This window comes from Marinifilum fragile, from assembly GCF_963677365.1.
In the GTDB taxonomy this organism is placed as follows: domain Bacteria; phylum Bacteroidota; class Bacteroidia; order Bacteroidales; family Marinifilaceae; genus Marinifilum; species Marinifilum fragile.
The window spans coordinates 2,769,900-2,783,500 of sequence record NZ_OY781962.1 but is presented as its reverse complement, the minus strand read 5'-3'; the positions used below and the strand labels follow the sequence as shown (position 1 = coordinate 2,783,500).

The window sequence follows — 13,601 nt, the reverse complement described above, 5'->3', positions numbered from 1 at the left end:
CGATACTGAGAAAATCCTCTTGAGAGATTCAATTTTGGAAATGGAACATGATAGAATTGTTCGTCAGCAATAGGCAACTGGATTTATTTCTTTAAAATGCCTTTTTCAACACTATCTTCAAGAAGTTTTTCTGCATAATTCCATAGTTCTGTCGAACCATTTTTGATTGTTTTTTTCTTATCGAAAACTGTTTGATATTTTACTCCAAATTCTTCCCATGTTCCACCATTATTTGATGTATTCTGCAGCAAAGGCTCAAGTCTGTCCATTGATTTGGCAAATTTTGCCTCATTAGAAATGCCATCTTCAAATTCGGTCCAAACTTCGATAAATTCTGCAGCTTGTTTTTCAGGTAGCATTCCAAAAATTCGTTTGGCAGCTTTCAGCTCTTCTTCGGTATTATCGTGATTTTTATTCTGGTCGTATATAAAGGTATCGCCAGCATCTATTTCTACGATATCATGTATCAATACCATTTTTATGACTTTCAACAAATCAATTTTTACATCAGAATATTCGCTTAAAACAATTGCCATCATAGCAAGATGCCAACTGTGTTCAGCATCATTTTCGTTTCGGTCGCTATGAAACAATTTTGTCCTTCTCTGAATGTATTTGATTTTATCAATTTCTTTAATGAACTCGATTTGCTTTAATAAATTCTCTCTTGTCATTTCAATGTTCGTTTTTTCTCTGTTTCTGATTTATTCAGGCAAAAGTTCAAATTTAGTTATTTCCTCCAAAGACTCATCCCAGCTTGCTTTATTTGAAATAAAAATATGGCCATCAGGTCGTTTTTCTAATGTAGTATCCAAACAACCTGCAGGGACCACTAAAAGTTTACCCTCCATTTGCAGATTGGGTAAAGCAGAGCCACAATTTGTGCAAAATGCTTTCAAGTGATTGCTTTTGGGTGGTTGAAAAACTTTAATTTCAGTTTCAGTCTTAAGCCATTCTAATGTAGCTGTTGTCGAAAATAAGTTGGCAGCATGAGCAGACCCCGTATCTTTTCTACAATATCTGCAATGACATAAATAAAAACTCTCAAAATCACCGATTATTTTAAATTTAATTCCTTTACACAAACAAGAACCCAAATATTCCATACGATAAGTCTCTGCTTTTATAATTCTGAATTTAGAACAAATGCTTTTTCCAGCATTAAGACCAAAATACTCATATTTTTTAACTTACACTTTCCAATCATTCCTTTTGTAAAATTCAAAATTGGATATAGGTTCTCACTCTCTGTTTAAATAAAATCTTGTTACAGCATGAACTCTCTCTCAAGGTTAAGAAATAGAACGCGATGGAATTGTCCACCAACAGGGGATTTGCAGGTGGGTAAGCACATAGCATTCTTATGCGTTGCTAAAGGCTGGTATTTGTTAGCTCTTTGGTAAGTTTCGAAAGAGCTTATTGTGTTTCAAGATGTCTTAATACTTGCTCTTTGTAATTTCTGCCAATGGTAAATTGTCGGTCACCCAGTTGAATGTATGACGATGTGTAGTGGTCAATTTGGTTGATATTAATAATGAAAGAACGGTGGATACGCATAAACACCCCTGCAGGCAATTCCTTTTCCATGCTGGATAATGATTCGTAGCAGATAAGATTATTGCTTGTCGTTTTAATTTTGATGTAGTTATCCACACCTTCAATATAAAGTATGTTGTCCGTTGCAATATTGTAATTCTTTTTACCAGCTTTAATGTGAATAATTTCTTTTGGCTTGCTTTGTTGTGTTTGTTCCAATGAAAGAAATTTGTTGATTGCCTTTAAAAATCTTCCGGTAGAGATCGGCTTTACAAGGTAATCAAGGGCGTTAAGATCAAAAGCATCAACAGCATATTCCCTGTAAGCAGTGGTAAAGATTACATAGGGCTGATTGGGTATGGCTTTTAAAAATTCAATGCCGGAAATGGATGGCATATTAATATCTAAAAATAATAGATCAATATCTCCCTGGTTTAAAAGAGGAATTGCTTCAATTGGTTTCGTGTAGGTTCCAATACATTCAATCTGATCGCTGAAATTTTCAAGATGTTCCTGTATCACTTTTATGGCCAATGGTTCATCGTCAATAATCAAACAAGTATATTTCTTTTTACCGGGCATTATCGTACAATTTTTAGTGAAACCTCAAAAATGTTGTTCTCTGTTGATATTTGTAAATCATATCTGTTCTGATACAATAGTTCAAGTCTTTCCTGCACATTTTTGAGACCTAAACCTTTACTCTTTTTCGTTTTGTCTGCCGCAAGTGTTGCATCATGCTTATAATTATTAATGCTGAATTGTATTTTGGGAGAACTAACTTCTAATTTCATAGAAATAAAATCCTTGTTGGTTTGTTTTAGTCCGTGCTTGAATGCGTTTTCAACAAAGGGAAACAGAATTAAAGGAGCAATTTTTATCCCTGATACATCCTTAGGAAAATCGGTTGTAACGTTAAAACTTTCGTCATGTCTTATTTTTTCAAGCTCAATGTAATTGTTGATGAATTCAATTTCTTTGCTTAATTCTACCTTCTCGGTATTGCATTCGTACAGCATATATTCCAGTAAATCCGATAAACGAACAATTACTTCTCTTGAAAGAGTAGGATTTTCATTTACCAGGGCATAAAGGTTATTCATCATGTTGAAGATAAAATGAGGATGGATTTGCTCTTTAAGAAGTTGTAGTTGTACTTCTTTGAATTTTAATTCGAGCAGGTTCTTTTCCTTCTCAATTATTAATTTTTCTTCTTTCGATTGATAGGATTCTTTTGTAAAATAAAAAACAGAAGACAGCAATGATATTGAATAAGTGCCTGTGAGAATAATAATAACATCTTCGAGAGAAGGCAAAATGGTATTAGGAAGGGCTATGCTGCTATACAATGTAATCAGAAAGAGAGCAATGCTGATCAGCCATAAGGATATGATAAGCAAGAAAAAGAGCAAATACAGAAACCAGCCTCTTTTCCCTTTAAACAAAAACTTAGGAATCAGAATTTTATTGGTTACCCTTGCACTTGCAAAACTTATAATTAAAAGTAAGATGGATAAGTTGGTACGAATTTGAATATCGTATTGCCTGTTACTGAAAACAAAAAACATAAATAAGGAAGCGATTAGCCAATATAGGATTTCCCAAAAAGGAAAGACATTGAGATTTGATTTTATGTTTTTGTAGCTAGCCATAGCTAACAAATATAAAACGAAAATGGCTTCGGTATGAAATAACATCCTTATTTTATGCCAACAACACGAAAAGAACCCTGAATAACAAAAATGCAGTTTATTGTTTTAAATTTGTTGTTGAGGATGCCATTTATGTAGTTCCTATAATATGTTTTTAAAGCTTATCATGAATATATACTATTGTTCCATTACTAATTTTAAAATTTTAAATCATGATAATTAAATTCTTTTATGAAGGAGGCCCTGTTTTTATGTCTCTTGTTTACCTGATGTGGATCATTGTAATTAGTCTGGTAGTTCGTTTTATCATTTTGTACCGTGGGACTAAAAACCCTCTAAAACTTAAAAGAACAAACGACGGTATTTTGTTTTTTGGCAGTTTTGCATTCTTGATTGGGATCAGCGGACAAATGATTGGTCTTATGGCTGCTTTTGATTCCATCCAAAGGGCAGGTTATCCTAGTATTGCCCCACAAATAATAGCTGGTGGATTAAAGGTCTCTTTCATCCCCACAGTTTTCGGTATGTTCCTTCTTTTACTATCTGCAATCATTTGGTTTGTGTGCCGAAACTTGAAAGAATATCCGCTACAAAAGATATCCCTGAATCAGTAAGGAAATTTATATAAGTACAAATAAAGAGGGAATGCTTATAAGCATTCCCTTTTGCTTCTTTCGGTTACGGCACAAGCCCCCGTGTACAGTCGAATCTTGAAAATGCAACGCGATAGAATCGAGCACCAGCAGGAGGCTATTACTGATACACCTTGTTACACCAGGGTTTTTAAATTGTTCCGTTCAGCCCATTCCGTTCAGCCCATTCCGTCCAGGAACCGTCATATACTTTTAAGCTATTAACATATCCTATTTGGCAAGCCAACATCACAATACAGGCAGAGATTCCCGAACCACAACTGAAAACCAACTCTTTTTCATCTTTGCATTTTTCTTCAAAAAGTTTATTCAGCTCACTTTTAGATTTGTACTTTCCGTCTTGTAAAACATCTTGATATGGGATATTAATTGAGTTTTTAATTTTACCGCTTTTTAAATGTTTTCTAGGTTCTTTTCCCGTTCCATTAAATCTGCTTTCCGACCTTGCGTCTACTGTTGTAAACTTTTTATCGATTGTATTGTTGACCATCTGTTCGAAATCGACGATTAATGATTTGTCAAATTTTACTTTGAAATTGCCAACTCCATAAGTTTTAATGTGCTCTTTTTCGGTTCTAAATCCATGTTTTATCCAATTCGGAAGGCCACCATTCAAAACGGATATTTTTTGGTGTCCCATCACATTAAATAACCACCAAACTCTTGGGCTCGAATAAACTCCATTATTGTCAAAAACAACAATTTCCGAATCATTATTAATTCCAAGTTTTCTGCATTCAAGTTCAAATTCCTGTGGTCTTGGTATGGTATTCGGAAAAGGACAAGTTTTGTCAAGAAATACATTTTTCAAGTCAAACCGTCTAGCCAATGGAATTGTCTGTTCAAATTTCTCAAACTCTTTTCCGCTCGCATTGGATTCAATACTTGCATCAAGAATTATGAGCTTTGGATTGCTTAAGTTTTTATGAAGCCATTCAGCTGATACTATCTTTTTCAATTGTGTTTAAATGTTTTGTAAACGGTTTGAATATGGTGCGTTTGGCATTTCAATGCTTCAAACTATCAACTTACTACAATGGTTCTTAATTTCTTCTATCTTCATTATTAGAATTATTTGCCAAATGCACTATATTTTTTGTTACCCAACGTAATTTTTTATTTTCTTTAGACTTTTTTCCTGTTAATCAACTAATTCTTCAAGTTTTATAATAGCGGAAGACATCCAGGATGAGTGTTGAATATCTTCTAGATCCGTTGAACTTGTAAAAAACTGATATATGTAATCAGCGTTATTTAAAGGTATAAGAGATGCGGACATATCTAAATCATTTCCAGTATATATTTTATAGTATAATAAATTTAGTTCTGGTGTTAACCTAAATAATACGGCATCGGCATCATTCCCGTTTCCTAAAGTTCCAGTAACAATAAAACCTTTGTCTGAATTTTGCATAATTTTAACTGCATGCGGCTGTTTTGAAGATAAAGATTGAAAATTAATAGAGTTGTCCATAAGAACAACCCCACTAAAGTCCAATTTACTTAGTAAAAACTCATTTGCACTTGTATTTACAACTATAATTTCATTATCAACCGTGGTGTTTATAAAACCTGAGTTCATACCATGAAGATTTGTTTTCCATAAAATATCTTTATTTTCATCAATTTGGACTACCCAATTTCCAGGTGCATTGAAATCTCCGTCAGATGATCCTACTTTAATTGAAATAGAGTAATTCATGTTAGTTTCAATTATTTTTCTACCGAAATCATTTTCGCTTCCACCATATGTCTTTTCAAATTCAATATCTCCTATTGAATTTATTTTCACCAACCAAGCATCATAACCACCATGGTTTAGAGAGATATCACCATTGTTGGACTCCGTATGCCCAATAAAGATATATCCTCCATCATTAGTTTGCATTAATGAATTTTCCTTACTGACTCCCTCTCCTTCAGACCCACCATAACTTCTTTCCCAAACTAAATTACCTTCGGTGTCTAGTCTGCAAATCCAAATATCATATCCACCATGATTTATTGTTACTTCACCATCATTTGATTTAGTGCCACCAATAACAACATATCCTCCATCATTAGTTTGTATTATTGACTCTACATAGTCACCGTCTGAACCACCGTATATTTTATTCCAAACTGTGTTGAACTCTGAATCGAACTTTATTATATCAAAATCCTGTGAATTAACAATTCCAATATATCCTCCATCACTTGTTTTAATGATATTTCTAATTTCCTTACCATCAATTACTTTCAAAACGTTAAATTGAGGCGTAATTAAAGGATTAGTTTTAAAACTAATCTCATTTCCGTATGCAGTTCCTTTGTTATTAGTAGCATACGCCCTGATATAATATGTTGTATTTGCTGTTAATCCTTCAACTATACTTGAGAAATCACCTATTCCAGAACCATTTGTAGTATTATTATTGTTTATCGTAGGATTTTGTTCAATACTCCAACAGACACCTCTTGCGGTAACAGTGGAACCACCATCTGAAGATACATTACCACCACAGTTAGCACTTGTTAAAGCAATATCGTAGACATCTAATGTGGTCAATAATGGTAATGTAGAATCTTCGTCAATAATTTCGTCTTTCTTACAGCTGGTAGAAAGAAAAATCACTATTCCAAAGATTAGGGTCAAGAATCCAACGTTTTTTTTCATATTATTGATTTTAAATTTAATGTCTAATTGATATTTGTATTATTTTTTTGATTAAATTTCAATATCTTTTTATGTTGGGTAACTTGTATATAAACACAATTGTGTTTATTTCGATTATATCTTAATTAAAATGTGTGTTTATATCCCCATATAGGCATGTAATGCACAACTAGTTTTGTTTCCGCTCGTCAATTTACAAAACAATAATCCCTTTACAAAGACTTTATATTGTTGTTTAAACAAAAGAGACAAGACTCAATGGCGCCTCATTTTTATTTTCTTCGTGACCTATTCTTCTTCGCTACCGCAAGAGTTCTCTTGTAAAGTTTTATTTTGACAATGGAACACGATAGCATCGCTCATCAAGAGAGGGACGAATCGTTTATATTTCAATTCATTTCTTTAATTAATTCAATTATATCTTTTGTTTTAGATAGTTTGGCATTTTCATGATAGTCTAAAGCAGGATTCAATCCGAATCTCCTCATTATTTCATCCCTTTTTTCTTTGTTTTTTGGATTTCTCAAATCAAATTCTGTTTTATAATGGTTTGCTTTAGCATAGTCAAAAATCCCATCATTCAGAATGGTATCTTTTAAGTCAACGGTGTCCCATTTAGGGCGAAAACCAATGCTATAATATCCGTACTTATTGCTATCTCCAGCATGTTCTTCACCTTTTAATAATTTATTTTTAAAATTTTCTAATGGTAGTTCAATATGTATCATGCCCCATTGAAGAAAAAGTGTTTTTCTGCTAAAATCAATATTTCTGCCATATGACATAGGAAAATCAAAATCGGACTGATCTAGTTTTTCATTGCCAATAATTTCGTAATCACCATAAAAAACTAGATTATCCATAATATAATCTGAAGGTAAAGAGGGATGAGTCTTTAGAAAACCTAGATCTATTTCTTTAGAATCAGAAATGAATGAATAAATCTTAATTAGTAAGGGAGGACCCATAAGAAAGTTTAATCCATGATGTTCATCTATTTGTTTCTTTTTTCTCAACTTATTTACATCTAGTAGTATTCTGCCAAATCCATACTCTTTTCGGTTTATCTTAAAAGCGAAAAAATCACCAGATTTATAATTGATTCTCTTTCGTTTTGCATGTTGAAATTTCTCAATATCGCTTAAATGATTTTTAGGTGAAGAATCTATGAATTCCTTTACCAGTTCACTTACACTTCCTTTTACTTGTCGGTTTTCCCATTTATTGGAGTAAAAAGTATTTTGAGATGTATGATTTCCAATTGTTAATTCATCATTCTCAAATATTTTTAAATAAACTCCAATTGGCGTTCTTGTCTCTAAAACGGCAGCCGTAAGTTTTTTCGGTTTTCCTTTTTTTGTTTTAGGCAATAGTAATTCTCGGTTTTGTGTTAGCTCGTTGTATTGTGTTTCTTGATATATTTTTTCGGTAGAGATTATATGCTTTTTTATTATATCCTTTTCGTAATACAAAATTGCATTTGGGCGATGGGAATCGCTTTTTAAATCAACCCTATCCCAATCATCAGCAATAGGATCCAAACCAAAAAATTTTCTTTGTTTATTATCTAGTTCAAACATCTCATTAATTATGAAGTATTTCTTATAATGAATATTCTCTACCGCACGAGTCCTCTCGTGTGTTTTAATTTTGGCAATGGAACGCGATAGAATCGCGCACCAGCAGGGGTATGATGCCGTGCCGCCTTTCCGCTGTGCTGTTGTTTATAGTTTATTAGTTCAAATTCTCACTTCTGCATCCAGCCGAGCCGAACTGCGGCATGCGCTATGATCTGTTGTTGTAGCACGTTTTTCTATTTCATTTTTTCGTAATATTCTTTCTTAATGTACCTACCTTTTTTTATTGATGGGTCATAAAGTCTATCTTTTTTGTACGTCCAAGTATCATTTGTAAAATACTCGTAAAATTCATTTACTTCTTCTAATTTGAATACATAGCGAGTTACTTCATGGTCCAATTTGTGTCGAATGGTTTTATATCCGACAAACATAATTATTAAGCTGTCAGCTTTTGTCAATGAGAATCTTGCTTCACCTTGAAGATTTGTTGAAGTACCTGTTACAATTGACGTATCGCTCTTTAAAACGCAATCTGCAAAAGGTAAAGGTTCATTTTCAGGATTAAGAATTTTGATTGTTATAGAATCGGAACTATTGGTTTCTGTTTTGATAATTTCATAGTCTTCAATTCCACTAGGTGAAGGTTGTAGTTCACTATTCAAAATGATCTTTTTTCCTTCTCTTTTCCAAGTTCCAAATGTAGTTCCCCAAACCAAACCTGTTTGCCAATTGTATTCAAATGTCTTGTCTTTTTTCAATTCGATGGATGAACCAACACCGTAAATGCCTTTCCATTGATATTTACCAATTATGTCTTTATTTATCAGTTTTTTAGTCGAAGAACAAGACAATAAAGTCAAAAAGGTTAATATCGTTGTCAAATGTCTCAATTGGTCTTTTTAAATGTGCTACAACGTTTTATCGTATGGTGTCGTGCGGGAGTTCGAAGTGATTTCCTATCAGTTTACATCGGCGTTTTTTACGAGCCACAAACACTCGAATACCTCTGAAACCCGTATGCACTATACCATGTGTTGTGCGTTCGTTCATTTTTTTATTAAATCCAATCCATATCTTTTGGAAACTGTCTCCATGTATTATAGTTACTTTCTGAACACTCACGACTTTCTTGGTCAGATGAATTTTGAGCATTCCAAGCCGTATTAACATGATGATACAAATGTTCCATATCCACTCTAAAGTTTCCGTACTCATAATCCTTATCTGTTTCCAATTCATGAATTGTATTCGATAACTGTTCTAAGGCTTCTTTTAAATTATAGAGTATATATTCCTTATTCATTGGATTTTATTTTTGTTTCTTACTTGGACTAATCAATCAGAAAGTCAAATTCTGCCTTGTTAACACGTTTAGTATATTGTCTAGCTTTACCATTCTTATCAGTAAATCCAACTACTACTTCATCCTTAAAAATCAATAATCTAAAATCAGTTCCAATCAATGAAATATCTGGAGTTGCCCAAGATGCAATTGAACTTTCCCAACCATCGGAATTTTTTGAAATCCAGTTTTTAAGTTTTGTAATTTTCTCAGAATCCTTATTGATTATCTTAACTATAGAACTATCTGAAGAATATTTATTCTCTGTATGAATTGTCAATTTAAAATCATTTTCCTTATTTAAAATCTCATCGGGTTTAATAGCCTGTCCACATGATATTAAAATCAGCAAAAACAATCCTAAGATAATTTTAAATGTTTTCATGCTTTGTCTCAGTTTTTTTTGAATGACGCACAACTTGTAAATAAACACAATTGCGTTTATTTCGATTATATCTTAATTAAAATGTGTGTTTATATCCCCATATAGGCATGTAATGCACAACTTGTTTTGTTTCCGCTCGTCAATTTACAAAACAATCATCCCTTTACAAAGACTTTATATTGTTGTTTAAACCTAAGCTTTTGACATTAAAAGTTTAGGTTTTAACATTATTTATTGAGTTTTTTACGTTAAAACCTGTGTTTTCAACGTTGAAAGCTGAGCCTGCAACATTGTTAGCTGAAGTTTCAATATTAAAAGTTCAACTTTCAACCTAAGAAGCTGACTTTTCAATCAAAAAACATGTCCTTTAGGTATAAAAATAGCAGTATAAACAATTAAAACTTAAGCTTTCAACATTAAAACCTTAGCTTTTAATATCAAAAACTCAACTAACAATGTTGCAGGCTGAACTTTTAAGGTTGAAATGTCACCTTTTAACGTTAAATCTTCATGTTTTTACGTTAATCCTTTAACTTACCCTTCTCCCCAAAAACTTATAATACTGAATCAATAGCAAGGAAATGCCACTGCAAACGGCATAGCCCGCAAAAACAGGTAGGGCTGTTACATCAATAAATCGGCCAATAAAGGTAGCGATGGGCACAGCCATCACCGTTCCGATAAAGCCAAACAGGGCGGCTCCAATACCTGCAATGTGTCCCATGGGTTGCATGGCCAGTGCGTTGATGTTTCCGAAGATGAAGCCAACACAAAATAGCATGATCACAAAAAACAAAAGGAGAATGCCAATATCAGGATTAGGCTTGCCGAAAAACAAGAGTACGTAGCTTGAGGAAATACAGAAAAGGAGAGTAGTAAAGCTTTGGGCCAGCTTTAGCATGCCAAATCGAAGTACAAAGCTTCCATTTAAAAAGGTAGATAGGCCAATTACAATTGCAATGCCTGAGAAGATAAAGGGAAACTCTTCCACCAATCCGTATTGCTCCTGGAAGATCTGCTGACTGGAACTCAAATACACCATAAAGGCCGATAGGATTAATCCAGACATGAAGGTAAAAATTACGGATTGTTTGTGTTTGGTAAACTCCTTAATTCCATTGGAGAAAAGCGATAGGGTCAGCTTCCTTCGGTTTTCAACTTTGAGGGTTTCTTGCTGGCGTTGCCACAACCACAGAATTACAAACAGGCCAAATAGCAACTGGCTCGAAAAGATGGATTCCCATCCAAAGGTGTCAAGCATTAGCTTGCCAAAGGAAGGGGCCACGATGGGCGCCAGAATAAAGATTACCGTAACAAAGGACATGATTTTGGCCATGTAATCACCCACAAATCGGTCGCGCACCATGGCGGTAGCAACGGTTCGGGGTGCTGATAGACCAATTCCCTGCAGAAAACGTCCTGCAATCATCATCTCCATGCTCGAAGCGTAAATGCAAAGCATGCTCGAAAATGCAAAGAGCGAAAAGCCGATGTAAATGGTGTTTTTACGACCCAGGCTATCCGACAAGGGACCCGAAATCAATTGACCAAAACCCATTCCCAAAAATATCATCGTAATCAGCAACTGATTGTTTTTCGGATCGCTTATGCCAATGGTTTTGGCAATTTCGGGCAATCCAGGAAGTAAGGCATCTATCGAAAGGGATGCCAGTGACATCAAAGAGGCCATGATGATGATAAATTCGGTATCTGATTTTCTTTTGATTTGCATGCTATGGTTTTGAAATGATAGGTGCTACAACTGATCTTTGGGCTGAATCACCAATAGAAAATTGGGACACGAAGATATAAATTTATGCCAAACATTCGGCTTAGCATTATTCTTCCACAAAAGTGGAAGGCAAGTTATATCTACAGATTATGAATCGATAAAAGCCATTTGTACCTTCCCGTCAAATGGCTTTTGTTGCTATTTATTACCGATTGTTTAATGACTACAGCGGTATAATACCAAACACGAATTGCAAAGCGTGAATGGTATTATTGGCATTTCAAACTGACCTATTTCTTGGCTTTGATTTTTTCATTAAAGAAATCAATGGCAATTTGATTTACAAGTTTGCCTGATTTGCCAAATACATAATGTCCCGTATTGGGAAGAATACACAACTGAGCGTTCTCTATATCGCGGTATATTTCAAGGGTGTGCTCTTTTTTAATTGAATCTTTGTCTCCCAGCATGATCATTGTAGGTACTTTTATCGATTGAACCTTTGTTTGTGGAATATAGATTTCTGTCAGCCACATCTTTTTGGTATTCTCTAAATATTCATCAATTTTTTCGGGTTGCGATAGCAGAGGCAAGTGGGTTTTCATCCACCAACCATCCTTGTCTTTTGCCCAGTCTATTAACCCATTATTGGTCCAGTCCAACAAATCTTTACTTAATCCATTGGTTCCGGTATTCACTCCAATAGCCAATAGTTTTTTTACTTTGTCAGGGCGATCAGCTGCAAGGTATAAGCCAATGATTCCACCATCGCTCCATCCCAGAATATAAAGGCTGTCGAGCTGCAGGTGATCTATAAATTGTGAGATGTAATCGGCCATAAGTGGATAACTCAAAGAATCAAGATGACTTGAGCGCCCATGTCCCGGACTGTCAATCGCAATCACTTTAAAGTGCTCGGCCAATGTGGGAATACATTCCTGAAAGTTAATGATAGAACCTACGCCTCCATGCAAAAGAAGCAAGGGCGTTCCTTCTCCATAGGTTTCGTAATAAATTTGAGCTTCGTTTATGCTTGCGTGTTTTCCATTTGTGAGATTTGAACCATACTTTTCAGTTGGTGAATTTTGGGCATGGATTTCAGGCGAAATGAAAAGAATTAGAATGATAATGAAATAGTTTTTCATGGTGGAAGTCTTAGTTTTTTGGTTTTATACTGAATATTATAGTTAATCAAATCAATCGTAAATAAAATGAATGATGCTATTATTCATTACCTAAACTTTGATTTGCTCAAGCCGCATGGCTCATCCTTTTTATTCATCAAATGATTTCTTAAAAAGGAATTCATGAGCTCCCTTCGGTCGGTTCCATTGATGAAAAAGGATGCAAAAAATCTAGGGCGTGTAAGCTTAAACTATTTATACTTGAAAACTTTAAGTGCGGCGGGGTGATCTTCGAACAAGTTCTTAGCTTCCCCGTCTTACTAAAAATTTTTCTGCGTCTAATTAGCTTAACCTTCCAATGCCCACTTTGGTCAGTCGAACAAGGTAAAGAATTTAAAGAATTACCCACTATAAATCATACAAAGCCTAATTTGTACTTGTATCATTTTCTACGTAAACATGATTCCCTGATTCATGAGTATAGGTAATCTTCCATGCACCATTCATTTTCTTAAAAAGGAGTGTGATGCTAAATGGTTCTACTTTAATTTGATCGTCATTTTTGAGATTTACCTGAGCTTTTCCTCCCAAAGTCACCAATACGGTTTCAGCATCAAGTACCTCGATGATCGTTTCCGAATTATCAATGATCTGATTTTTTGATGATTCATAGTTGTTTTTGCATAATTCGTGGAATTCTGTGTAATCAGATTTGATACCATTGCTTATAGAAATGAAATCAGGCTGATCGGAATAGTATTCCATTACCTTTTCGTGATTTACCTCGGAGGCATCTTCAATAATTTGTTTGAGGAGTACTTGTATTTCCGATTTGATGGTTTCTATATTTTGATTGCTTAGCGAATCTTTTTTATGGGTATCGCAGGCATAGCCAAATAAAAGGCCTGCAATAAGGGTGGTCAGAATTAATTTTTTCATGC

General features: G+C 34.3%; 14 protein-coding genes. 1 reads left to right on the top strand and 13 read right to left on the bottom strand.

What is annotated here, in order from left to right:
• Nucleotides 1-83 precede the first annotated feature (83 nt).
• The 4 genes from ACKPCA_RS11060 to ACKPCA_RS11045 all read right to left on the bottom strand — a co-directional run bounded on the left by ACKPCA_RS11060 (nt 84) and on the right by ACKPCA_RS11045 (nt 3,104).
• Nucleotides 84-674 carry an HD domain-containing protein gene (locus tag ACKPCA_RS11060; RefSeq protein WP_321279165.1) on the bottom strand — a complete coding sequence of 197 codons (591 nt, stop codon included), beginning with the start codon at nt 672-674 and terminating at the stop codon, nt 84-86.
• Nucleotides 675-704: 30 nt separating this feature from the next.
• Complete coding sequence (locus ACKPCA_RS11055; protein ID WP_321279164.1) at nt 705-1,106, bottom strand: GFA family protein; 402 nt, start codon at nt 1,104-1,106, stop codon at nt 705-707.
• A gap of 310 nt (nt 1,107-1,416) precedes the next feature.
• Nucleotides 1,417-2,118 carry a LytR/AlgR family response regulator transcription factor gene (locus tag ACKPCA_RS11050; protein WP_321279163.1) on the bottom strand — a complete coding sequence of 234 codons (702 nt, stop codon included), beginning with the start codon at nt 2,116-2,118 and terminating at the stop codon, nt 1,417-1,419.
• Nucleotides 2,118-3,104 carry a sensor histidine kinase gene (locus tag ACKPCA_RS11045; protein ID WP_321279162.1) on the bottom strand — a complete coding sequence of 329 codons (987 nt, stop codon included), beginning with the start codon at nt 3,102-3,104 and terminating at the stop codon, nt 2,118-2,120. Before ACKPCA_RS11045 ends, ACKPCA_RS11050 begins: the two co-directional genes overlap by 1 nt.
• A gap of 296 nt (nt 3,105-3,400) precedes the next feature.
• Here ACKPCA_RS11045 and ACKPCA_RS11040 point away from each other — a divergent pair, with 296 nt between their 5' ends.
• Complete coding sequence (locus ACKPCA_RS11040) at nt 3,401-3,802, top strand: MotA/TolQ/ExbB proton channel family protein (protein WP_321279161.1); 402 nt, start codon at nt 3,401-3,403, stop codon at nt 3,800-3,802.
• 169 nt (nt 3,803-3,971) lie between these two features.
• On the opposite strand, the gene ACKPCA_RS11035 is transcribed toward ACKPCA_RS11040, so the two are convergent.
• From ACKPCA_RS11035 to ACKPCA_RS10995, 9 genes are all read right to left on the bottom strand, one after another.
• Nucleotides 3,972-4,799, bottom strand: a complete 828-nt coding sequence (locus tag ACKPCA_RS11035) for a sulfurtransferase (protein ID WP_321279160.1) — start codon at nt 4,797-4,799, stop codon at nt 3,972-3,974.
• A gap of 183 nt (nt 4,800-4,982) precedes the next feature.
• On the bottom strand, nt 4,983-6,497 hold the full coding sequence (locus ACKPCA_RS11030) for a hypothetical protein (RefSeq protein WP_321279158.1): 1,515 nt from the start codon (nt 6,495-6,497) through the stop codon (nt 4,983-4,985).
• A gap of 389 nt (nt 6,498-6,886) precedes the next feature.
• Nucleotides 6,887-8,077 carry an immunity 26/phosphotriesterase HocA family protein gene (locus tag ACKPCA_RS11025; RefSeq protein ID WP_321279157.1) on the bottom strand — a complete coding sequence of 397 codons (1,191 nt, stop codon included), beginning with the start codon at nt 8,075-8,077 and terminating at the stop codon, nt 6,887-6,889.
• Between the two features lie 233 nt (nt 8,078-8,310).
• Nucleotides 8,311-8,958 carry a peptidase associated/transthyretin-like domain-containing protein gene (locus tag ACKPCA_RS11020; protein ID WP_321279155.1) on the bottom strand — a complete coding sequence of 216 codons (648 nt, stop codon included), beginning with the start codon at nt 8,956-8,958 and terminating at the stop codon, nt 8,311-8,313.
• Between the two features lie 176 nt (nt 8,959-9,134).
• Entirely contained in the window at nt 9,135-9,380 is a 246-nt protein-coding gene (locus tag ACKPCA_RS11015) for a hypothetical protein (protein WP_321279154.1), read from the bottom strand.
• Between the two features lie 28 nt (nt 9,381-9,408).
• Nucleotides 9,409-9,804 (bottom strand): hypothetical protein, encoded by a 396-nt coding sequence (locus tag ACKPCA_RS11010; protein WP_321279153.1) that lies wholly within the window; start codon nt 9,802-9,804, stop codon nt 9,409-9,411.
• Between the two features lie 529 nt (nt 9,805-10,333).
• Entirely contained in the window at nt 10,334-11,536 is a 1,203-nt protein-coding gene (locus ACKPCA_RS11005) for a multidrug effflux MFS transporter (protein WP_321279152.1), read from the bottom strand.
• Between the two features lie 290 nt (nt 11,537-11,826).
• Entirely contained in the window at nt 11,827-12,681 is an 855-nt protein-coding gene (locus ACKPCA_RS11000) for an alpha/beta fold hydrolase (protein WP_321279151.1), read from the bottom strand.
• Between the two features lie 405 nt (nt 12,682-13,086).
• Nucleotides 13,087-13,599: a nuclear transport factor 2 family protein gene (locus tag ACKPCA_RS10995; RefSeq protein ID WP_321279150.1), complete on the bottom strand. Its 513-nt coding sequence runs from the start codon at nt 13,597-13,599 to the stop codon at nt 13,087-13,089.
• Nucleotides 13,600-13,601: the final 2 nt, after the last annotated feature.